The organism is Paraburkholderia sp. HC6.4b (genome assembly GCF_014200875.1).
Classification (GTDB): Bacteria; Pseudomonadota; Gammaproteobacteria; order Burkholderiales; family Burkholderiaceae; genus Paraburkholderia; species Paraburkholderia tuberum.
The window spans coordinates 1-22347 of sequence record NZ_JACHDC010000029.1 but is presented as its reverse complement, the minus strand read 5'-3'; the positions used below and the strand labels follow the sequence as shown (position 1 = coordinate 22347).

Genomic DNA, 22347 nt, shown 5'->3' with positions numbered 1-22347 from the left:
CCCTTCCTTCCGCGGAGAACCCCGATGACCGCATTGCTCGCGAGCGTCCGCTCGGCTGACGAAGCATTCGACGCCGCCCGCGCCGGCGCCGAGCTGATCGACCTGAAAGAGCCGGACGACGGCGCGCTCGGCGGCCTGTCGATCGGCGCCATCACGACCATCGCGCAACAACTTCGCGCGCGCTACCCGGTCAAGCCGATCAGCGCAGCGATCGGCGACGTGCCGGCCGACGCGTTCGACGAGATCGCCGCGCGCGTGATCGACGTCAGCGATGCCGGCGTCGACTATGTGAAGGTCGGCGTCGCGCGCGGACCGGCCGCGCGCCGCTGCCTCGAGCAGCTCGCGAATCTGCCGGCTAGCGTCGTGCCGGTGCTGCTATGCGACGGCGGCATGGACGACGAGCTGGTCAGCCACACCGCGGCGCTCGGGTTCGCCGGCCTGATGTTCGATACCGCGAGCAAGGACGGCGGCACGCTGTTCGATCACGTCGATGTCGACTCGCTCGCGCGCTGGTTGCGGCTCGCGCGTCAGCGCGGCGCGATGGCGGGCATCGCAGGTGCGCTCGGCTGGGCGCAACTGCCGCAGATCCGCGCGCTGGCGCCCGACGTGGCCGGTTTTCGCACCGCGCTGTGCGCCGACGGGCGCCGCTCGCGGCTCGACCCCGAGCGCGTCGCGCAATGGGCGAGCGCGTTGCATCGGCCAGCTGGAGAGATTCGCGTCGATGGCGCGGCGCCGTTGCCGGGCTCGACCAACGCGACGCGGGTGTAGCAGCCGCTCACATCACCGGAATATTCAGCAAACGGTCGCGCATCAGCGCGACGTTGCTCTTGTCGAGCAATTCGACCACATAGTTCGCATCGTTCACGTAGTCGACGAACTTGCGGTCGATCACCCCCGACGCGGCCAGCGTTTCGAGCGGATCGTCGACGGCGATCGGACAGGATTTGACGACGACCAGCCGCTCCGCGTTGAGCATCGTCGATAGCCAGGCGGCGAGGCTGTCCGAGGTCGTGTCCCAGTTGCTCATCGCGTCGGGCGTGTCGCGCATCAGCGCGGTCGGCGCCCACACGGCGACGTGACCGTCACGCAGGGTGCGGCGAATCTTCGCCTCGCTCGACGCGATCACCAGTTCGGGCGAAACGCCCTGCATCAGCAGCGCATATTGCGTCATCGCGAGCAGACACATGTTGTGCGCGGCCAGATCGTCGAAGTTCCACTCGCCCTGGTACTGGCGGACCTTGTCCGCGAAATCGCCGCCGCCGGGCACGATCACGACCCGTCCGCCGCCGACTTCGCATAGCTCACTGAGCCAGTGGCGCAGTGCCGGGTCGTGACTCAGGCTGCCTCCGATCTTGACCACCCACATGACTGTTGCCCTCGTGTCCAGTTGAGTGCCCGGCCGGGTCGCGTCGTTTCGCAACCTCGTTCATCACCGAACTTGTCCCGCTCGCCATATCGTGTCCCCTGCCCCTCTTTGCGCTACTCGTGCGCCGGCGCGCCGCGTCCCCGGATTGCGCGCCGCGCCTCTCAACTCATGCCGCGCGCGCCGCGATACCACGCGCGCCGCGCCGTTGGGCGCCCGGCTCGCGCGCCGCGAGCAGCGCGACCGCCACGCTCGGCGCGCAGGTCGCCGCCCATGCCGCGCAAGCATCGGGCACGCCCGCCAACGCGCCGAAATCGATATAGCCGCGCGCCTCGTCGCGCGCCAATGCGGCGACGAGGAAGCGGCCGCAGCCGGCGCCCACCAGCGGCGCGGCCGCGAGCACTGGCTGCGCGGCAACCACGCGCATCAGGTTCGCGCCGATTTCGCGCACCTGCAGCGCGCGCCAGCGCCGCGCAAAGTGCAGCCATTCGACGTCCGACGCGTCGTGCGCGTCGTGCCCGATCATGCGCGCGAGCCGCGCGCGGCTCGCCGCCTGCGTCTTCGGCCCCTGGTCGGCGCTCGGCTGCACGTCGTGCAGCGGGTCCAGTTCGCCGGTCAGCCGGTAGACGTCGGCGGTCGTGGCAAACCATTCGTTCATCACGTTCAGCATGGCGCCGCCGAATTCGATCCGCTGCGCGACGCCGCACAACGGCGTGCGCACGACGCCGTGATACACGAGTTCGCCGGTCGCGAGCCGGCCCGCATCGGTCGCGGCACGCGCGACGACGCGGCCGTCGACGATCGGAATGATGTCGGTGGTGGTGCTGCCGATGTCGATCAGCAGCGCGTTCGCCATGCAGGTAGCGACCCAGCTCGCGGTCGCGAGCCAGTTCGCCGACGCGACGTGACGCCAGCCGGCCGCGCAGTCGGCGGCGGCGAGCCAGCCGGCGGCGCCGGCGTAGAAACGCAGTGATGGACCGAGCCGCTGCGCGAGCGCGGCCACGATCGCGCGCACGCCTTCGGCGCGATCCGCGAACAGGTCGACCATCTCGCCGGTCATCGTCACCGCATGCTGCGCGGCGTCCGTGCGGGCCTGCGGCCAGCGCTCGAAGACGAGGTCGATCGCGCGGTGCAGATGGTCGAGCCCCTGCCAAAGCGGACACGGCCATTGCACGACGTCCAGCACGGCGTCGCTGCCGTCGACGAGCGACACCTTCACGTGCGCGCCGCCGACGTCCCAGCCGAACCGCGCCGCCGGGTTCGAACGGGCGGGGCTCAAGGGCGCACCTCGTACGTCGCCGAATTGGCGCGCGCCGCGCCGCAGCGCTCGATGCGCACGCCATGCGCGGCCAGCAGCGCGCGCGTCAGGCCGCTGCCGCGCGCCGCCGACAGCCCCGCATAAGCGACCGTCAAACGCGGATTCACTTCGATCACGACCGGCCCGAGTTGCGGATGCCACACGACATCGATGCCGACGAAGCCGCGCAAACCCGGGATGGCCCGCGCGACGCGATGCGCGAGCGTGTCAAGCGCGCGGCCCATGTCGCTGTGCTGGTCGATCTGATCGACCAGCACGCCGTCGAACTCGACGATCCGCGCAACATCACCCGACGCGTCGTCGCCGCTCAGCCCGATCTGCTGACGATTGATGCTGAGGAGCTTGGTGGCGTCGCCGCGGCAGATCAGCGACAGGCTCAACGGCTCGCCATCGACCCACGCCTGCAGCACCGGATTGCGCGCCGCCGCCGCGCGCGCCTCGTACTCGGCGCAGGCATCGGCGAAGCGCTCGTACACGATCGTGTCGAGGCCGCCCGCGCCGTCGTCCGGTTTGACCACCCAGCGGCCGTCGTGCTGCGCGGCTGAGCCGCCGGGTTCGAGCGCCGGCGTCGTGGCAATGCCATGCGCGGCAAGACACGCCGCCGTCGCGCTCTTGCTCGACGCGACGCGGATCGCTTCCTTCGCGCAGCCGAGCCAGCGCGCGGTACCGACCGCATCGTGAAAGCGCAGCAGCAGCCCGTCGCATTCCGGCGCGACGACCCACGCGTAATCGTGCTCACGCGCCGCGCGCGCGACGAACGCCGTCATCGATTCGCCGGGCGCGGCCATACAATGGGCCTCGCCCGCCCCTGGCGTTTCGAAGCGCGAGGTCGCGAACGTGACCTGCACGCCGTCGAGTTCACGCAGAGCGTCGACCAGCGCGTCGCGCATCACGCGTCCTTCGACGATCAGCGCGCTCAAATCGGCGAGACTGCCCGGGCCGGCGAGCTGGGGGTCGATGCCGCCGCCGGTGAGATACTCGTAGACAAAGATTCTGGTCAAAGGAAAGCCCCCTATGCAGGTGATACCTGTTCTCGATCTGCTCGACGGCCAGGTCGTACGCGCGGTGCGCGGCGAGCGGAGCGCCTATCGGCCCATCCAGTCCCGCCTCGTCGCGACGAGCGACCCACTTGCCACCGCCCGCGCGCTGCTCGAAGCCAGCGGCGCGCGCACGCTCTATATCGCCGATCTCGGCGCCATCCTGCAGCGCGGCGCGCATGCTTCGACGCTCGCCGCATTGCGGGCCGCGCTGCCCGGCATCGAACTGTGGCTCGACGCGGGTTTCGCGGACTACCCGTCGATGCGCGCGCTATTCGAGCGCATCGACGACGCCATCGATCAACACGACAGCCCTGCTGCCGCTTCCCACCTCGCGACTCTCGTGCCTGTGTTCGGCTCGGAGACGCTGCGCGATATCCACGCACTGCACGCGGCTCAGCGCGCCGGCCTTGCGCCGATCCTGTCGCTCGATCAGCGGGCGGGCGAACTGCTCGCCGCGGCCGCGCTCGACCGCTCGTCGGCGTGGTGGCCGCCGCGCGTGATCGCGATGACGCTCGACCAGGTCGGCAGCTACGCCGGCCCCGATCTCGCGACGTTCGAGCGCGTGCGCGCGCAAGCCGCCGCGCACACCACGCTGATCGGCGCGGGCGGCATCCGCAATCGCGACGATCTGGCCGCCGCGGCCGGCACCGGCGCAAGCGCCTGGCTGGTGGCGTCCGCGCTGCACGATCGACAGATCGACTGCGCGCATTCCGATTCCGCGTAGGCCTTCCATACAATTTCCATGCCACGCGTTCTGACAGCGCTGTCGGTAAACGCAACGCAAGCCGGACTGTTCGCGCGTGACACTCTGCTTGACACTCTGCTCCAGAACGGCACACATTTTGTATGGCGCGGTGGGCCTTTGACGCGCGCGCCGACGCAGGATCAGGCACGCTTACCGCAGGGTCGAAAGGTCGGCATGGAGCTTGCTAAACCTGCCCCATGCATAGCCCCTCCATCGATCCATCGACCCCCAGCCCGAGCGCAACGCGCGCCGCGGCGCTCACACGCGACTGGATCTGTCCGTTCTGCCCTTTGCTGTGCGACGACCTGGCCGCCGCTGCCCACGACGACGGCACGCTCGATGTGCCGGACACCGAATGTTCGCGGCTCGCTCACGCGCTCGCGCAGTACGGCGCGACGGACGCGCAATGCACTTGCACCGTCGATGGCAACGAAGTGGACAAGGATGCCGCGCTGGCGAGCGCCGCGCAGTTGCTCGCGAACGCGCGCCGCCCATTATTCGGCGGCCTCGCCACCGACGTCGCCGGCACCCGCGCGCTGTATCCGCTTGCCGCCGCCTGCGGCGCGATCCTCGATCATCTGCACGGCGATGCGCTGACGCCCGCGACGCTCGCTTTGCAAGACCGTGGCTCGTTCTTTACGACGCTCTCCGAAGTGCGCGCGCGCGCCGACCTGCTGGTGTTCTTCGGCTGTCAGCCGTCGCGGCGCTATCCGCGCTTTTTCACGCGCGCCCTGGCGGGCACCGAACTCGCGCGCGAGCTGGTCTTCGTCGGCTGCGAAGCGGACCCGGCCGCAGCCGGCTTCGCGCAAACGCGCATCGACACGCTGCTGCCGGACACCGATCCGTACGACACGCTCGCGCTGTGGTCAGCGCTCGCGGAAGGACGCGACGCCGCCGCGCTCAGCCACGGCGATGGCAGCGCAGCCAACGTGGCAACCGCGCTCGCGTCGTTGCACGCACGCATCGCCGGCGCGCGCTATACGGTGGTCGTCTACGAACCGGCCGCACTGCCCGCGCCGCACGCGGCGCTGCTGATCGAAGCGCTGAACCGGATCGTGAAGGCCGTGAATCGCACGACGCGCGCGGCATGTCTCGCGCTCGGCGGCGACGACGGCGCGTTGACGGTCAATCAGACCGTCACGTGGCTGTCCGGCTTGCCGCTGCGCACACGCGTGTCGATGCCGGCGCACGCCGCGGGCACCGCGCCGCTCGATCACGATCCGTACCGCTATCGGACGGCTCGGCTGCTCGCCGAACGCGAAGTCGATGCGCTGCTGTGGATCGCGGGCTTCGCGCCGCACGCGTGGCCGGCGTCGCTCGATCCCGCGCTTGCCCTGATCGTGCTGGGTCATCCGGCGCTCGCCGATGCCGCGAGGGCACGCGGCGCGAACACCGTGTTCGTGCCGGTCGCGACACCGGGCGTCGATAGCGGCGGGCATCTGTTTCGCATCGACGGCACGGTCGTGATGCCGCTCACCGCCGCGCGTGGTGCCGCGCTGGAGTCGGTGGCGTCGATTGCCGCGAAGTTGAGCGGGCGATTGAGCGGGCAACTGAGCGAACGCTCGAGTACGCGCGAGGATCAGCCATGACTCTCGTCCGGCTCAAGGGCGGCACGGTGTTCGACCCGATCCACAACGTCAACGGCGAGCGCCGCGACCTGACGTTCCGCGACGGCCGCATCGTCGACATGGCCGCCACCACGCCCGTCGATCGTGAATACGACGCGACCGGCATGATCGTGATGGCGGGCGGCATCGACCTGCATTCGCATATCGGCGGCGGCAAGACCAATCTGTCGCGCCTGCTGCTGCCCGAGGACCATCGCGCCGATGCGCGGGGCGCCCATGCGCCGCGCGAGGCCGCCTACGAAGCCGCGCGCGACGACAACGGCCGCTACCTGCGCCTGCCGTCGTGCGGCGTCTGCACGCCGGGCACGCTCGCGACCGGCTACCGCTACGCCGAAATGGGCTACACGGCCGCGTTCGAGCCGGCGATGATGCCGTCCAACGCGCGCCACACGCACCTCGAAATGGGCGACACGCCGATCATCGATCACGGCGCGTACGTGATGCTCGGCAACGACGAGCTGTTCCTGCGGATGCTCGCCGCGCGCGACGACTTCGAACGTCTGCGCGATTACGTCGGCTGGACGATCGACGCGAGCAAGGCGCTCGGCGTCAAGGTGGTGAACCCCGGCGGCATCTCGGCGTTCAAGTTCAACCAGCGCTCGCTAAACGTCGACGAGCCGCACGCGCACTACGGCATCACGCCGCGCGACGTGCTGCGCACGCTGACGCGCGCGCTGACCGAGCTGCGCGTGCCGCATCCGCTGCACGTGCACACGAGCAACCTCGGCGTGCCCGGTAACCTCGCCTCGACCATCGCGACGATGGACGCCGCCGACGGTCTGCCGATCCATCTGACGCATATCCAGTTTCACAGCTATGGCACCGAGGGTTCGCGCAAGTTTTCGTCGGGCGCGCGGCAGATTGCCGAGGCCGTGAACGCGCGGCCGAACGTGTCGATCGACGTCGGCCAGATCATCTTCGGACAGACCGTCACGGCCTCCGGCGACACGATGATGCAGTTCCGCAACGCGCCGCTCGCGCGGCCGCACAAGTGGGTGGTGGGCGATATCGAGTGCGACGCGGGTTGCGGCGTGCTGCCGTTCCGCTATCGCGAACAGAGCTACGTGAACGCGCTGCAATGGATCATCGGCCTCGAAATCTTCCTGCTCGTCGACGACCCGTGGCGCGTCGCGATGACCACCGATCATCCGAACGGCGGACCGTTCACGAGCTATCCGCATCTGATTCGCCTGCTGATGGACAAGCCGTTTCGCGATGAGCAACTGGCGAAGCTGCATCCCGAGGCGCAGGTCGCCAGCGCGCTGCCGGAGCTCAAGCGCGAATTCTCGCTGTACGAGATCGCGATCATCACGCGCGCCGGTCCCGCGCGGCTGCTCGGTCTGCGCGATCGCGGCCATCTCGGCGCGGGCGCGGCGGCGGACATCGCCGTCTATCGCGACGAGCCGGACCGCGAGCGGATGTTCACGTCGCCGGCCTATGTGTTCAAGGACGGCGAACTGGTCGCGCGCGACGGCACGCTGGTCGCGACGCCGACGGGCGGTATCCATTTCGTCGCGCCGCAATTCGATCGCGGCATCGAGACAACGCTGCGCGCGTATAGCGACGCGAACCTCGCGAGCAACTTCGCCCACGCCGCGATCAGCGACGACGAAGCCTGCCGCTGCTGCCGCGGCGGACGGCTATTGCCCGTCGAATGTCTAACCTGACGCGTCCACGATGAACGCTCCCGCCCCGCTCGACATCAACGGCACCGCGATCGACGCGACCTTCGCCGAAGCCTTTCCGATGAAGGCGACCCGGCTCGTGATCACCGCGCACACGCCGACGTGGGCGATGCACGCGGCGAACTCGCTGGCGGGCTTCGCGACCTCGGTGATCGGTTGCGGCTGCGAGGCGGGCGTCGAGCGTGCGCTCGCGCCCGCTGCCACGCCCGACGGCCGGCCCGGCGTCGCGGTGCTGTTGTTCGCGGTGTCGTCGAAGGAGCTCGCCAAGCAGATCGGGCGGCGCGTCGGCCAGTGCGTGCTCACCTGTCCGAGCACGGCCGTCTACGGCGGCATCGATCCGGCCACGAGCCGCGCGCCGCTGTCGGACCCGGCGCCGCTTGGCAGCGGGCTGCGCTTTTTCGGCGACGGCTGGCAGATCGCGAAGATGATCGACGCGGGGAACGGACCCACGCGTTACTGGCGCGTGCCGGTGATGGACGGCGAGTTCGTCTGCGAAGACATGGCGGCGACGGTCAAGGCCGTCGGCGGCGGCAACCTGCTGCTGCTCGCGCGCGACCTCGGCGCCGCGCTCGCGGCGGCCGAAGCCGCGGTCGCCGCGATGCGCCGGCTGCCGAACGTGATCATGCCCTTTCCCGGCGGCATCGTGCGCTCGGGCTCGAAGATCGGCTCGAAGTACGCGGGCGCGACCGCGTCGACCAACGACGCGTTCTGCCCGAGCCTGATCGGCCTCGCGCGGCGCAGCGAGTTGAGCGCGGACGTTGGCTGCGTGCTGGAAATCGTCATCGACGGTCTGACCGACGCCGACGTCGGCGCGGCGATGACGGCCGGGATCGGCGCGGCCGCCGGACTCGGCCGCGCGGCCGGCGTGCTGCGCATTTCGGCGGGCAACTACGGCGGCAAGCTCGGGCCGTACCACTTTCATCTGCACGAACTGGCGGCGGGGCTCAATGGGAGTCACGCATGAGCACGACCACGTTGCGCGTGAAGACACCACCCGGCTTTCGCGTCGATGCCGCAGCGCTGTCACCCTCGGCGCTGGCCAGCATGAGCGTGGCCGAGATCGAGCGCATCGTGCTGCCGGCCGGCAACGAGCGCTGCGTGGTCGGCGACGTCTTCGAGGTTTCGCGCGACGACGCGCCTGCGTCCGGCGACGACATGGCGACGCTGCTGATCGACGACGCCGCGCGGTGGCTGGACCGGCTCGGCGCGCAGATGGACCGCGGACGGCTCGTCGCGCGCGGCTCGGTCGGCGACTACAGCGGCTTCAGAATGAGCGGCGGCTTGCTTGAAATCGACGGCGACGCGGGGCACTTCACCGGCTGCGAAATGCGCGGCGGACGCGTGACGGTGCGCGGCGACAGCGGCGACTTCGCCGCCGGCGCACTGACGGGCGATATGGAAGGCATGAGCGGCGGCACGCTGACGATCCACGGCAACGCCGGCGCGCGGCTCGCCGACCGGATGCGCCGCGGCCTCGTGCTGGTCGGCGGCAACGCGGGCGACTTCGCGGCGTCGCGGCTGGTGGCGGGAACCGTCGGCGTGGCGGGGCAACTGGGCGCGCATTATGCCTATGCAATGAGGCGTGGCACGCTGCTGCTCGCGCAACGGCCAGAGCCACTGCCGCCCCCTACTTTCACCGGCGGCGGACACGGTTTCGACGTATTCTGGTCATTGCTCATACGCAGTCTCGCGGCCGAAATCGCGCCGTTTTCGCAGTGGCGCGCGGACCGTCTGCCGGTCCGTTTCACGGGCGACCTCGCGGTCGACGGCCGCGGTGAAATACTGATCGCCGGCTGAACCAGCTATGTCAGCCGCGACTGAAACGGTGTTCGGCAAAAAAGAAACGTCCCGCAACGATGTTGCATGGAGACAGGGCATGAGGACAGCGGATTCTGCAAACGCGAAGCCTGATATCGACGTCAACGCAAATGCCAGCGCCGGCGGCCCGCGCTATGCCGGGCTGCTGATCGCGCTGCACTGGCTGATCGCGCTCGGCATCGTCGGGCTGCTCGCACTCGGGCTTTATATGGTCGGCTTGCCGAAGGGCTTGCCCGTCAAGGCGACGCTGATCAATCTGCACAAGTCGCTCGGACTGACGGTTTTCCTGCTGGTGCTTTTGCGCATCGTCGCGCGGCTGGTCCTTCACCGGCCTCCGCTGCCGCCGATGCCACCGTGGCAACGCGCCGCCGCGCGCACTACGCAGGGTCTTTTATATGTCGGCATGGTGGCGATGCCGCTTGCCGGGTATCTCGGCTCGTCGTTCAACACCTACGGCACGCGCTTCTGGGGCATCCTGCTGCCGAAGTGGGGCTGGGACGACGCGCATCTGCGCGCGCTGTTCTTCGGCCTTCACCACGCCATCGGCTTCGCGCTGATTGCGCTGATCGTGCTGCACGTGGCGGGCGCGTTCAAGCATCAGTGGATCGATCGCGACAACCTGCTCGCGAGGATGCTGCCATGACGATGCGAGGCTTATCGCGCCACACGCAGGCAGCCGCCGCGCTCGAAGTCCATACGCTGCGCACGCGCGATGGTCATCGCGTGTGGTATGCGCTGGCCGGCGCGCGCGACGGCGTGCCGGTCGCGGTGCTGCACGGCGGCCCAGGCAGCGGCAGTCAGCCCGGCGTGCTGCGGCTGTTCGATCTGCAGCGCTTTCGCGTCGTGCTGATCGACCAGCGCGGCACCGGTGCCTCGACGCCGCACGGCAGCGTGCGCCACAACCGCACCGACTATCTGATCGCCGATCTCGAAGCGATTCGCGCGCGGCTCGGCTTCGCGCGCTGGGGCGTGCTCGGCGGATCGTGGGGCGCGGCGCTCGCGCTCGCTTATGCGGGGCAGTGTCCGCGGTCGGTGACGGGCGTCGTGCTGCGCGGCCTGTTCCTGACCTCCGCGCGCGAAGTGCGCGGTTTGTTCATCGCGTCACGCAAGCGCGCGCCGCGTGCGTGGTCGAGACTGCGTGCCGCTGCTCGCTGCGAGCAGCCCGCGACACTGGCCGCGCGTTGCGGTGACACCTTGCAATACGGCGCGAATGAAGCGCGGCAACGCGCGCTCGCGCTGGCCTGGCGCGGCTATGAAAACGCGGTGCTCGCGAGCGCATCGCCGCGAGGCGCCGCACAACGACGTGCGAACCTGCGAAACCCACGCGAATCCCAACGCCACGCGCGCAAGCTGATCGGCAAATACCGGATTCAGGCGCACTACCTCGCGCATCGCTGCTGGCTCGGCGAGACGCGTTTGCTGTCGCTCGCGCGCCGCGCGGCGGCGGCCGGGGTATCGATTGCGGCCGTGCATGGTGGGCGCGATCCGGTGTGTCCGCGCGGCAATCTGCGACGTCTGTCGCGCGCGGTTCCGTCGGCGCGCGTCGAGTCTGTCAGCGCGGCGGGTCATCTGGCGAGCGACCCCGCGTTGCATGCATGCGTCGCGCGGGCGCTCACCGCGATGTTCACTCCCACCGTCGAAGAGGGGCGCAGCAGCATGCGTCGCGCGGCATGAAGATCAAGGTACTCGGCTCGTCGGCGGGCGGCGGCTTTCCGCAGTGGAACTGCAATTGCCGCAATTGCGACGGAGTGCGTCGCGGCACGGTGAAGGCGACGCGCCGCACGCAGTCGTCGATCGCGGTCAGCGCGAACGGCGAGGACTGGCTGCTCGTCAATGCATCGCCCGATCTGCTCGCGCAGATCGCCGCGCATCCCGAACTTCAACCAGCGCGGCGCGCGCGCGACAGCGGCATCGCCGCGGTGCTCGTGATCGACGCGCAGATCGACCACGTGACCGGCCTCTTGATGCTGCGCGAACGCGACACCCCGCTGCCGCTATACGCAACCGATGCGGTCTGGCAAGACCTCCGCTCCGGCTTTCCGGTCGCGCCGATCCTGTCGCACTACTGCGGAGTCGAGCACCGCCGGATCGCGCTCGACGGCGCGCCGCTCGCCGTCGACGCGCTGCCCGGCATCCGCATCGACGCGCTGCCGCTGTCGAGCAAGGCGCCGCCGTACTCGCCGCATCGCGATGCGCCGGAGCGCGGCGACAACATCGGACTCGTGCTGACGAACCTGCAATCGGGCCGGCGCGTGTTCTACGCGCCGGGGCTCGGCGCGATCGAGCCGCACGTGCTGGCGGCGATGCGCGAGGCCGATCTGCTACTCGTCGACGGCACGCTGTGGACCGGCGACGAAATGATCCGCCTCGGCCTGTCGAACAAGACCTCGGCGGATATGGGCCATCTGCCGCAGAGCGGCGCGGGCGGCATGATCGAAACGCTCGATTCGCTCGGCGCGAAACGCAAAGTGCTGATCCATATCAACAACACGAATCCGATCCTGATCGAAGACGGCCCCGAGCGGCGCATGCTGGGCGAGCATGGCATCGAGGTCGCGTACGACGCAATGAGCTTCGAGCTTTGAGGCGCGCAGTGAAGAGTACGGAGCGATGCGGTAACGAGGCGCGGCTGTGAACGACGATAAAACGGAGACGGCATGAACGCGAAAGACATTCAGGACACGACACCAACACGCGACGCGAGTACCACGGGAACTCAAGGCATCGACCGACCCGCCTGGAGCCGTGAAGAATTCGAGGCGCAGTTGCGCGCGAAGGGCACCGCCTATCACATCCACCATCCGTTCAACGTGAAGATGAATAGCGGCGGCTGCTCGCGCGAGCAGATTCGCGGCTGGGTCGCGAACCGCTTCTACTACCAGATCAATATTCCGCTGAAGGATGCGGCCGTGCTGTCGAACTGTCCGGACCGCGAGACGCGCCGCCGCTGGGTGCTGCGCATTCTCGATCACGACGGCTACGATGGCGCGGAAGGCGGCATCGAAACCTGGGCGCGTCTCGCGGATGCGGTCGGCCTCACACGCGACGAACTGTGGTCGCTCGAACACGTGACGCCGGGCGTGCGCTTCGCCGTCGATGCGTATGTGAATTTCGCGCGCCGCGCGCCGTGGCAGGAAGCGGTGTGCTCGTCGCTGACCGAAATGTTCGCGCCGCAGGTGCATCGCGACCGGCTCGCGAGCTGGCCCGAGCACTATCCGTGGATCGAAGCGGAGGGCCTCGCGTATTTCCGTTCGCGCATCTCACTCGCGCAGCGCGATGTGCAGCACGGACTCGAGGTCACGCTTGCCCATTTCACGCGACGCGATCAGCAGGAACGGGCGCTCGACATCCTGCAGTTCAAGCTCGACATTCTGTGGACCATGCTCGACGCGATCGAGAAGGCGTTTGCGCAATGAACGACTCGACACGCGCCGACCCCGCCACGCCGCTCGCGATCGCCAAGCCATTTCGCCTGCAATGGGAGCCCGCGCAGAACGCGCACGTGCTGCTGTACCCCGAGGGCATGGTGAAGCTCAATCAAAGCGCGGGAGAAATCCTCAAGCGCTGCGACGGCACACGCGACATCGATACGCTGATCGCCGACCTCGAACAGGCGTTCAACACGACTGGCATCGGCAGCGAGGTGCGGGCCTTCATCGCCGACGCGCATGGGCGCGGCTGGCTGGAGTAGCGCGATGACCGATCTTTCTCAACCTGCCTCTCAACCTGGCTCTCAACCCGGCGCGCAAGTGCAAAGCGACGCGGCCGCCGTCGTGCCGCCGCCGCTGTGGCTGCTCGCAGAGCTGACCTATCGCTGTCCGCTGCATTGCGCGTTCTGCTACAACCCGCTCGACTACACCGATCACAACCGCGAACTGACCACCGGGCAATGGCTCGACGTGCTGCGCGAGGCGCGCGCGCTCGGCGCGGTGCAGCTCGGCTTTTCGGGCGGCGAGCCGCTGGTGCGCGACGACGTCGAAGTACTCGTCGAAGAAGCGCACAGGCTCGGCTTCTACACGAACCTGATCACGTCGGGCGTCGGTCTCACCGATCAGCGCCTCGGCGATCTGAAGGCCGCCGGGCTCGATCACATCCAGCTGTCCTTCCAGGATTCGACGCAGCAGTTGAACGACTTCCTGAGCAGCACGCGCACCTTCGAGCTGAAGCAGCGCGTCGCCGTCGCGCTCAAGCGGCACGGCTTTCCTATGGTAATGAACTGCGTGCTGCATCGCTACAACCTGCCGCATGTCGACAAGATCATCGAGATGGCATTGGCTCTAGGCGCCGAATATCTGGAGCTGGCGAACACGCAGTTCTACGGCTGGGCGCGCGAGAACCAGGCGCAACTGATGCCGACGCAACAGCAGCTCGAAGAAGCCGAAGCGGTGGTCGCGCGCTATCGCCGCACGCATGGCGAGCGCTGCAAGATCTTCTTCGTCGTGCCCGACTACTTCGAGCGCCGCCCGAAGCGCTGCATGAACGGCTGGGGCGCGGTGTTCCTCGGCGTCGCGCCCGACGGCGCCGCGCTGCCGTGTCACGCGGCGCGCGGCCTGCCCGGCCTGACGCTGCCGAACGTGAAGGACATGCCGTTGCGCGAGATCTGGTACGACAGCGACGCGTTCAACCGCTTTCGGGGTTTGCGGTGGATGAAGGAGCCGTGCCGCAGCTGCGATGAAAAGGACCTCGACCTCGGCGGCTGCCGCTGCCAGGCCTTCCTGCTGACCGGCGACGCGGCCAACGCCGACCCCGTCTGCGACAAGTCGCCGTTTCACGACACCGTGGTCAAGATCGTGCGGCGTGCGGCATCGGGATCTGCATCCGCAACCGGGGCGACAGCAGCGGCCCGCGAACAGCCGATCCTGTTCCGCAACGACGCCAACTCACGCAAGTTCGCGGCCGCTGCCCGCGAGCCCGACGCCGGCGGCGATAACCGGGCGTCACCCGGAGTCCAATCATGAGTGCCGACACCATCTCCGTTCTGCTCGTCGACGACCATGCGGTCGTGCGCGAAGGCTACCGGCGTCTGCTCGAACTGAATGCCGACGTCGAGGTGTGCGGCGAAGCGGGCGACGCCGCGCAGGCCTACCAGCGTTTTTGCGCGCTGCGGCCCGACGTGGTCGTGATGGATGTGGCGCTGCCGGGCGCAAGCGGCATCGAAGCGATGCGGCGCATGCTCGCGCGCGAACCGGACGCGCGCGTGCTGATCTTCAGCGTGCACGAGGAATCGATCTTCGTGCGGCGCGCGCTCGACGCGGGCGCGCTCGGCTACGTGACCAAGGCAAGCGCGCCCGACGTGCTGGTCGAAGCGGTGCGCTCGATTGCGCGGCGTGCCCGCTACCTGAGCCCGGACATCTCGCAGGCGCTCGCGCTGCGCACCGCGTTCAACGAAGGGCCGCCGGGGCGTCAGTTGTCGGCGCGCGAGTTCGAGGTGCTGCGGCTGCTCGTGCAGGGCTATACGCTGCCGAGCATCGCCGAAAAGCTGGGCTTGAGTCAGAAAACGGTGGCCAACCACCAATCGGTGATCCGGCAGAAGTTCGGCGCCGACAACGGCGTACAACTTGCGCAGATGGCAAGCCGCCTCGGGCTTCAGTTCACGGGCTCGGCCAGCCCCGCCTGAGCGGGCACGCGCGCGCAGAACAGAAAACCGCGCTGCGGCTCGCTCGCGATGTGAAATTCGCCGCCGAGCGCCTCGACGCGTTCGCGCATGCCGATCAGCCCGAGCCCGCTGCGCGGCCTGGTCAGATCGGTGCCGGGGCCGTCGTCGGCCATCGTGACGACGATCTCGTCGATCTGCGTGCCGTTGTGTTCGCGCGGCGCGCGCACCATGAACAGTTCGACGCGCGAGCGGCGCGCGAACTTCGACACATTCGTCAGTCCTTCCTGCACGAGCCGGTACAGCGTGATCGTCAACGCATCGCTGAGGCCGCTGAAATCCCCTTCGATCGTCATCGAGAACGACGCCTCGGGCAAGCGCTCGCGCCAGCCGTCGACGCAATGTTCGAGCGCGCTCGGCAAGCCGAATTCGTCGAGACCGATCGGCCGCAGGCGGCGGATCATGCCGCCGATCTCGCGGTACACATGCGTCGCGCTCTGCATCAGCCCGAGCGCGATGCGATGAATTTCCGGCTCGCGCTCGCCCGATAGATCGCGGATGCGCGCCGCGTCGAGCGAGATCGCGTTCAGGTATTGACCCAGCTCGTCGTGCAGCTCGCGCGCCAGATGGCGGCGCTCCAGTTCCTGCGCCTGCAGCGCCTGACTGGCAAGGCGCCGGTTGTCGGCGAGCAGTCGTTCGGCCTGTTCCTCGAGCATGCGGCGATGGCGCAGTTCGCGGCGCGCATCGCGATAGCGGCGCCACGCGAACCACGCGAGCGCGATCGACAGCACGAACAGCGCGCCCGGCAACTCGTCGAGCTGGAAGCGCTCCATGCCACGCGTGAACCGGTAGACCTTCTCGCTGAGATCGAAGGCGGCGCCGAGCACCGCCGCGAGCACGGTCACGGCGACGACCCAGCCGAGGTCGCGCCATATCGGCGACGATGGCGGCGCTCGATCAGCGGAAGAGGAATGGATCGGTTCGCTTGACATGACGCTTGCATTCTACTCAGCGCCGGCACGCGCAGCGGGTTTTGCGCGAGTTTGGGAACGCTTCCCCGGCAGATCGGGAAAAGCTCCCGCGCGTCTTACAGACGCGTATGCGAAGCTTTACACCAACGTCAAACAACGCGCGACACGCGTACAAATCAAGCCGGCAGGAGACAATAACGATGAGCATGCGATCACAAGCACGCCGCAAACGCCGGCTTCAGCGGCGTGCCGGCATCACCTTCTGCGTCGGCGGCGCGCTCGCCGGTCTGTCCACGAGCGTATGGGCGCAAGCGCAAGCCGAGCCGCTGGTCGCGGCGTCGGCGCCAGCCTCGGCGTCTTCCGCTGCCTCTTCCGGCGCAGCCGACGGCAACGCCAACAGCAACACGACACCCACCACGACCCTCGCGCCGATCGTCGTCGTAGGCACCACGCCGCTGCTCGGCATCGGCACACCGCTCACGCTGGTGCCGGCCAACGTGCAGACGGTCCACGCGGCCGATATCCAACGGCAGGGCCGCCAGACACTCAGCGACTACCTCGCGGCGAATCTGCCTAGCGTCACGATCTCCGACGCGCAGGGCAACCCGTATCAGATGAACCTGTTCTATCGCGGCTTCACCGCGTCGCCGCTGCTGGGCACGCCGCAAGGTTTGTCGGTATTCGTCGACGGCGTGCGCGTGAACGAACCGTTCGGCGACGTCGTGAACTGGGACCTGCTGCCGCAACAGGCGATCGACACGATGCAGCTGATCCCCGGCTCCAATCCGACTTTCGGCTTCAATACGCTCGGCGGCGCGCTGTCGATCACCACGAAAAACGGCAAGGATAACCCGGTCGGCGAGGCCGAAATTCAGGGCGGCTCGTGGGGACGCAAGGCCGCGCAGATCGAACAGGGCGGCACGATCGGCCAGAACCTCGACTACTACTTCACCGCCAACGCCGCGAACGACAACGGCTGGGCCGAGCAGAACGAGAGCCGCATCCGCCAGGCGTTCGGCAAGCTGCGCTATACCGACGCTAACACGACGCTGTCGTTATCGGCCGGCGGCGCGGACAACGATCTGCACGGCGCGCAAACCATTCCGCGCTCGTTCCTCGGTAACCCCAGGCAACCGTACACGTATCCCGACCAGAATCAGAACAGCGCCGGCTACCTGACGCTGTCGGGCGATCATTACTTCAACGACAACGTCGAGCTGAGCGGCAACGCGTACTACCGGCACTTTCGCAATGCCAACACCAGCAGCAACGTCAACAACGACTACGGCACGATCAATCCCGACGGCACCGTCGATACGTTGCAGGCGACCAACGTACAGTCCACCGTGACGACCGACAGCTACGGCGCGAGCCTGCAACTGACGCTGCTCGGCAAGCTCGGCGGCATGCAGAACCAGTTCATCGCGGGCATGGCCGTCGATGCCGCCGACTCGCGCTTCACGCAGTCGTCTCAGGACGCAACGTTTACCGATTCGCGCGCGACGGTCGGCATCGGGAATTTCGCACAGCAGACCAACGCGAACACGCACAACACGAACTACGGCATCTACCTGACCGACACGCTGTCCCTGACGCCGCAGTGGTCGCTGACGCTGTCGGGACGCTACAACTGGGCCGATGCGACGATCGGCGACGAATCCGGCACGCAGCCGCAGCTCGACGGCCACCATACGTTCTCGCGCTTCAATCCGGCGGTCGGCATCAACTGGAATCCGACGCCGGCGCTCACCGCCTACGCGACCTACAACGAGGGCATGCGCTCGCCGACCGCGATCGAGCTGGCCTGCGCCGATCCGAACGCGCCGTGTTCGCTGCCGAACGACTTCATCTCCGATCCGTCGTTGCAGCCGGTCATTTCGAAGACCTATGAAGTCGGCGCGCGCGGCAGGATCGGCGGCAACACGACATGGAGCGCGGCTGCCTACAGCACGACGCTCGACAACGACATCGAGTTCATCAGCAGCACCGGCGCGGGCAGTTCGCAGGGCTTTTTCCAGAATGTCGGGCGCACGCGCCGGCAAGGCGTCGAACTGGCTGGGCAGACGAAGTACGGTCCGTTCACGGTGACCGGCAGCTATAGCTACGTCAATGCGACCTACCAGTCGACATGGGTCGAAAGCAGCCCCAGCAACTCGAGCGCCGACGCGAACGGCAACATCACCGTGCATCCCGGCGATCACATCCCGAGCATTCCGGCGACGACCGTCAAGCTGCGGCTCGATTACGCGGCCACCGCGAAATGGCGAATCGGCACGAATCTGACGTGGCGCGGCAGCATCTACGCGCAGGGCGACGAGAACAACCAGGACGTGAACGGCAAGATCTCCGGCTATCTGTTGATCGATATGGACACCAGCTACCAGGTGACGAAACAGTTGCAGGTGTTCGCGTCGGTGTCGAACCTGCTCGACAAGCGCTATGCGAGCTTCGGCGCGCTCGGGGAGAACTTCTTTACCGGACCGGGCAATACGTTCAACGGCACGGCGCCGGTCAACGAGCAGTTCGTCGGGCCGGGTGCGCCGAGGGGGTTCTGGGTGGGGATGAGGTATGCGTGGAAGTAGTGGTGCTTGGCGGGGGCGGATCGCATGGCTTCGCTCCTTCCGCAGCCTGAGGCTTCGTCACGAGCGCAATGCCGGGGAACGCGGCGCGGATTTTGAGGAATATGTACGCCTCGTCGCGGCACCCGTAAGCCCGACGTCTGATGCCTAACGACTTCGTGCTCGCGGGATCGAGTTGATAAGCGACGTGGCCGATGCTCAGTCGTGGTGGTGCCGCTTGCCTGCGTGACCCGCCTTTAAATGGCCCCGCCGAAACGGGTCGTTCAACCCGTTTTTATCGAATAGAGGTCGCGCAGGATTTCGTTTTGCTGCTTGCGAATTGAATAATGGCAACGCGCTCCCGTGACATCGTACATATCCACGTGTGTTTTTGGCGGTTCTTCAATATTCCAATCATAAGCTAGTTTAGGGGCTAGATCGCAAGCCTTTGCCGATTCATCTTGTGCGCGCATGTACCGATCGAGCTCAGCCTTGCTCGCGCCTTTGATGCCTCGTGCGGATTTAATTGAATTCGCCAGTTTCTTGTTGTCGACTTCAAGGGATCTTGCATGATGCTCATAGCAATCAAAATCTCCAAATCCGCCACCGCCCAGGTACTGCATGCAATTCGAATCGTTGATCACCTCATCGGCAAATATCGGCCGAAAGCTGCAAAGCGCCATGACTAGCAAGAAGCACCTCAAAAATTTATTCAATGTCGATACCTCTGCCATGTCGAGCATCACCTGACGATTACCAGGAATACCGGTAATGAGGGGACGCTCAATGTCCAGTCTCTCCTTACGACAAGGACCAGGGATCGACCTTGCCACCCTCGATCACGAAATGCTTCGCGTCGGGATTCGAGGGGAATAGGCGCCAGTCCTCATCATCAGGTATCGCATCCGCAAGAATGACTAGTCGCATATCTCTCGCCAGCAAAATGACGGCATCACCGTTCTCGCCCGCCTCGATATTCAAAACAGCCGTTGGGCCATGTGTCACAAGGAGATCACGGACTCGTTCCGTTGTCACTCTCGTTCTCTCTTCAGACGCTGCGAAGTCCGAATAAGACGCAACGATCACGTGTCCCTGCTCGATGCGCCAGTCGCACTGAATATGGAGCGCCCAATCGCCCAGATACTTGATGGTTCCTCTGCCGGTCTTTACCTCCCGAAGCGGACCGAACTGTAACGTAAGCATGTCGGCCGCGTGCGCCACTCCGCTGACGTTAAGCCCGATCAAGGCGGAAAGGTGAAGTCCTACCTGCTCTTTCGTATCGATCATTCCAATTTGTCTCCAAACAGGTCCAGGGCGCGCTCCATCATGCCGTGATACTCAAGATCGTCCATCTGAATATCGTAGTGAAGGCGGCGTGCTTGATTCTTGCTTAGTCCAAGTGCTTTGACCACCGCCTTAAATTGCTTGTTCTGCGCCTGATTGTTACCGGGCCGACCATCGGCGCCGGCGAGCTGCACAGCGTCGCCGTCCGGCATGTCGGGCTGATAGACGAACGACTGAGCATTGCCGAGATTCTCCGGCACGCGCGGGCTGCTGCCATAGAGCGAGCTTGCCATGCTCGCGTCGTCCGCTTGTCGTGAGCGCCCGCGACAATCGCACGCCCATGCGGTGCCCAGGGCTACGGCCATCTCGTAACCGTTTGAATACGACTTCAGCCTATCGAACGGAAACCATTCGCCGGTTTCGATGTTCAGCGCCATTGCGGATGGCATTGGCGGAAAGTTTGAGTAGATCGAATAGGTGATACGGCAAAGCAGGCATTCTTCCTCGTCCCCAGTGCCGTCCTGTTTCTGTTGTTCCATTTGACCTCTTCTGATTTTCCAGAAAACACCCGACGAACTAACCATCTAAAGGAATCGCAGTCAACAGTTTTAATTTAGGATAGATCCGTTTTGACAAACATTGACAATAAACGTCAAAAAACGGCAGACCTGTGACTCCTGGCTTTACCACGGCAAAACACTAACCGGTTCTGTCGGCATTCCAATGAAGGTGGCTTGATGGCGCCTTTTTCAATTACACGGCGAGAAGCAGACGTTTATTCGTTTGCATATCTCGTCTGCGCATATTGGCGCTTTGCGTCCATCAGACAATTCCTGTTTTTGATTTCTGTTGTTGCTTCGCACTGCATTGACAATATTTAACTTACCCGAGCAGTGGTATGAGGTATTTTTCGGCAGGTTAAAAAAATACGCTATGCAGAATGAACAAGAACATGTTCAGGCTGGTTTTCAGCCGGTGCCGGAGTATGCTCGTCGCCGTTGCGGAAACCGCCATTGCCCACGGCAACGCAAGTCAGGGCGAGACCCATTCATCGGCCTCACGGCGCCCGATCACACTGTTCGCCATGCGTCACGCAGCTTTCGCCGCGCTGGTGCTGTGCGGACTCGCACCTGTTCTCGCGGATGCGCAGATCGTGCCCTCGGGCGCGCACGCGCCGAATGTCATCCAGACGCGCAATGGCCTGCCGCAGGTCGATATCAACAAGGCGTCGAATGCGGGTGTTTCGGTTAATACGTATTCGCAGTTCGACGTGCAGAAGAACGGCGCGATCCTGAACAACTCGCCCGTTATCACGAACACGCAATTGGCAGGACAGGTGAGTGGTAACCCGAATCTTTCGCCAGGCCAGTCCGCGCGGATCATTCTCAACCAGGTCAACAGCAATTCGCCCAGCCAGTTGCGCGGCTATCTCGAAGTGGCGGGCAACAGGGCCGAAGTCGTCGTGGCAAACGGTTCGGGGATCGTGGTCGATGGCGGCGGCTTCATCAATACCACGCGCGGCATTCTCACCACCGGCACGCCGATGCTCGATGCGGGCGGCAACCTGAGCGGTTTCAACGTAACTGGCGGCATGATTACCGTCCAGGGCGCGGGCCTGGACGCGACCAATATTGATCAGGTGGACCTGATCTCCCGCGCGGTGGAGGCTAACGCGGCCATCCGTGCCAACGGCCTGAATGTTATCGCCGGCGCAAATCGCGTCAATCACGACACGCTGGCCGCGACGCCCATCGCAGGCAGCGGCGCAGCGCCAGGTGTGTCCATCGACGTGAGCCAGCTTGGCGGAATGTACGCCAATCGTATCGTTCTGGTCAGCAATGAATACGGTGTCGGGGTGTCCAATGCGGGCGTGATCGCCGCCCAGGCGGGCGACCTGACGCTCACGACGCAGGGCAAGCTGGTTCTCACCGGCAAGACAACCGCGAGCGGCAATCTTGCGGTGTCAGCGGCGGGCGATGTAGACAACAGCGGCTCGACCTACACGCAGCAGAACCTGACCATCAGTGCGGGGAACGTCACGTCAACCGGCACCCTCGGTGCGGGCATCAATGCGGATGGCAGCGTTGGCCAGAGCGGCGATCTGAACCTGAGCGCGGCAGATACCCTTTCCGCAACAGGCCAGAACATCGCGGGTGGCAATGCCACGCTTCAGGGCAACAACGTAACGCTGACGGGCAGCCAGAGCGCTGCTAACGGCGCGCTCACTGTTTCCGCCGCGCAGACGCTTGACACTGATATGGTCGCTGCGTGTCAATAAGAGAAACAGTTATTGAATCCCAAGGGTAATCGGACGATGCGGCACAAGTCCGTTGCAGCGACGATG

At 66.2% G+C, this 22347-nt stretch carries 21 protein-coding genes and 1 pseudogene; 15 read left to right on the top strand and 7 right to left on the bottom strand.

The annotated features are described in order from the left end of the window. Nucleotides 1-24 precede the first annotated feature (24 nt). A complete protein-coding gene (locus HDG34_RS34465; RefSeq protein ID WP_184067306.1) occupies nt 25-768 on the top strand; it encodes a (5-formylfuran-3-yl)methyl phosphate synthase in 744 nt (247 codons plus the stop codon). 7 nt (nt 769-775) lie between these two features. On the opposite strand, the gene HDG34_RS34460 is transcribed toward HDG34_RS34465, so the two are convergent. The 3 genes from HDG34_RS34460 to HDG34_RS34450 form a co-directional block, all read right to left on the bottom strand. Further along, entirely contained in the window at nt 776-1366 is a 591-nt protein-coding gene (locus HDG34_RS34460) for an aspartate/glutamate/uridylate kinase (RefSeq protein WP_018424588.1), read from the bottom strand. 166 nt (nt 1367-1532) lie between these two features. Then, nucleotides 1533-2642 carry a hydantoinase/oxoprolinase family protein gene (locus tag HDG34_RS34455; protein WP_184067303.1) on the bottom strand — a complete coding sequence of 370 codons (1110 nt, stop codon included), beginning with the start codon at nt 2640-2642 and terminating at the stop codon, nt 1533-1535. Next, nucleotides 2639-3682 (bottom strand): ATP-grasp domain-containing protein, encoded by a 1044-nt coding sequence (locus HDG34_RS34450; RefSeq protein WP_184067300.1) that lies wholly within the window; start codon nt 3680-3682, stop codon nt 2639-2641. The genes HDG34_RS34455 and HDG34_RS34450 overlap by 4 nt, the downstream gene beginning before the upstream one ends. Nucleotides 3683-3695: 13 nt before the next feature. Between HDG34_RS34450 and HDG34_RS34445 the strand changes: the two genes are divergently transcribed. The 12 genes from HDG34_RS34445 to HDG34_RS34390 all read left to right on the top strand — a co-directional run bounded on the left by HDG34_RS34445 (nt 3696) and on the right by HDG34_RS34390 (nt 15214). After that, nucleotides 3696-4445 carry a HisA/HisF-related TIM barrel protein gene (locus HDG34_RS34445; RefSeq protein WP_184067297.1) on the top strand — a complete coding sequence of 250 codons (750 nt, stop codon included), beginning with the start codon at nt 3696-3698 and terminating at the stop codon, nt 4443-4445. A gap of 218 nt (nt 4446-4663) precedes the next feature. Continuing rightward, nucleotides 4664-6055, top strand: coding sequence for a formylmethanofuran dehydrogenase (locus HDG34_RS34440; protein WP_184067294.1), 1392 nt, complete (start codon nt 4664-4666; stop codon nt 6053-6055). Then, nucleotides 6052-7761, top strand: a complete 1710-nt coding sequence (locus HDG34_RS34435) for a formylmethanofuran dehydrogenase subunit A (RefSeq protein ID WP_184067291.1) — start codon at nt 6052-6054, stop codon at nt 7759-7761. The genes HDG34_RS34440 and HDG34_RS34435 overlap by 4 nt, the downstream gene beginning before the upstream one ends. A 10-nt stretch (nt 7762-7771) precedes the next feature. Beyond that, entirely contained in the window at nt 7772-8743 is a 972-nt protein-coding gene (fhcD, locus tag HDG34_RS34430; protein ID WP_184067288.1) for a formylmethanofuran--tetrahydromethanopterin N-formyltransferase, read from the top strand. After that, nucleotides 8740-9576, top strand: a complete 837-nt coding sequence (locus tag HDG34_RS34425) for a formylmethanofuran dehydrogenase subunit C (RefSeq protein WP_184067285.1) — start codon at nt 8740-8742, stop codon at nt 9574-9576. The genes fhcD and HDG34_RS34425 overlap by 4 nt, the downstream gene beginning before the upstream one ends. A 79-nt stretch (nt 9577-9655) precedes the next feature. Further along, nucleotides 9656-10240, top strand: a complete 585-nt coding sequence (locus HDG34_RS34420) for a cytochrome b (protein WP_409259691.1) — start codon at nt 9656-9658, stop codon at nt 10238-10240. Then, nucleotides 10237-11271 (top strand): alpha/beta fold hydrolase, encoded by a 1035-nt coding sequence (locus HDG34_RS34415; protein ID WP_184067282.1) that lies wholly within the window; start codon nt 10237-10239, stop codon nt 11269-11271. Before HDG34_RS34420 ends, HDG34_RS34415 begins: the two co-directional genes overlap by 4 nt. Beyond that, nucleotides 11268-12182: a pyrroloquinoline quinone biosynthesis protein PqqB gene (gene pqqB, locus HDG34_RS34410; protein ID WP_184067279.1), complete on the top strand. Its 915-nt coding sequence runs from the start codon at nt 11268-11270 to the stop codon at nt 12180-12182. Before HDG34_RS34415 ends, pqqB begins: the two co-directional genes overlap by 4 nt. A 72-nt stretch (nt 12183-12254) precedes the next feature. After that, on the top strand, nt 12255-13013 hold the full coding sequence (gene pqqC, locus HDG34_RS34405) for a pyrroloquinoline-quinone synthase PqqC (protein WP_184067276.1): 759 nt from the start codon (nt 12255-12257) through the stop codon (nt 13011-13013). Continuing rightward, nucleotides 13010-13288 carry a pyrroloquinoline quinone biosynthesis peptide chaperone PqqD gene (gene pqqD / locus HDG34_RS34400; RefSeq protein ID WP_090809033.1) on the top strand — a complete coding sequence of 93 codons (279 nt, stop codon included), beginning with the start codon at nt 13010-13012 and terminating at the stop codon, nt 13286-13288. The genes pqqC and pqqD overlap by 4 nt, the downstream gene beginning before the upstream one ends. Before the next feature lie 4 nt (nt 13289-13292). After that, nucleotides 13293-14555: a pyrroloquinoline quinone biosynthesis protein PqqE gene (gene pqqE / locus HDG34_RS34395; RefSeq protein ID WP_184067273.1), complete on the top strand. Its 1263-nt coding sequence runs from the start codon at nt 13293-13295 to the stop codon at nt 14553-14555. Continuing rightward, on the top strand, nt 14552-15214 hold the full coding sequence (locus HDG34_RS34390; protein WP_184064647.1) for a response regulator transcription factor: 663 nt from the start codon (nt 14552-14554) through the stop codon (nt 15212-15214). Before pqqE ends, HDG34_RS34390 begins: the two co-directional genes overlap by 4 nt. Here the strand turns inward: HDG34_RS34390 and HDG34_RS34385 are convergent. Beyond that, nucleotides 15184-16182 carry a histidine kinase gene (locus tag HDG34_RS34385; protein WP_184067270.1) on the bottom strand — a complete coding sequence of 333 codons (999 nt, stop codon included), beginning with the start codon at nt 16180-16182 and terminating at the stop codon, nt 15184-15186. The genes HDG34_RS34390 and HDG34_RS34385 overlap by 31 nt on opposite strands. 179 nt (nt 16183-16361) lie before the next feature. Here HDG34_RS34385 and HDG34_RS34380 point away from each other — a divergent pair, with 179 nt between their 5' ends. Further along, entirely contained in the window at nt 16362-18743 is a 2382-nt protein-coding gene (locus HDG34_RS34380; RefSeq protein ID WP_184067267.1) for a TonB-dependent receptor, read from the top strand. 260 nt (nt 18744-19003) lie between these two features. Here HDG34_RS34380 and HDG34_RS34375 read toward each other — a convergent pair whose 3' ends face one another. Genes HDG34_RS34375 through HDG34_RS39970 form a run of 3 tightly spaced genes read right to left on the bottom strand, consistent with a single transcriptional unit; the run spans nt 19004 to nt 20542 of the window. Beyond that, nucleotides 19004-19465: a hypothetical protein gene (locus tag HDG34_RS34375; RefSeq protein ID WP_184067264.1), complete on the bottom strand. Its 462-nt coding sequence runs from the start codon at nt 19463-19465 to the stop codon at nt 19004-19006. Nucleotides 19466-19520: 55 nt separating this feature from the next. Next, nucleotides 19521-20006, bottom strand: coding sequence for a hypothetical protein (locus tag HDG34_RS34370; RefSeq protein WP_184067261.1), 486 nt, complete (start codon nt 20004-20006; stop codon nt 19521-19523). Then, entirely contained in the window at nt 20003-20542 is a 540-nt protein-coding gene (locus HDG34_RS39970; RefSeq protein ID WP_311541563.1) for a hypothetical protein, read from the bottom strand. The genes HDG34_RS34370 and HDG34_RS39970 overlap by 4 nt, the downstream gene beginning before the upstream one ends. Before the next feature lie 401 nt (nt 20543-20943). On the opposite strand from HDG34_RS39970, the pseudogene HDG34_RS34355 reads away from it, so the two are divergent. Next, a pseudogene (locus HDG34_RS34355) lies at nt 20944-22239 on the top strand (filamentous hemagglutinin N-terminal domain-containing protein); the annotation flags it as partial. Between the last annotated feature and the right edge of the window lie 108 nt (nt 22240-22347).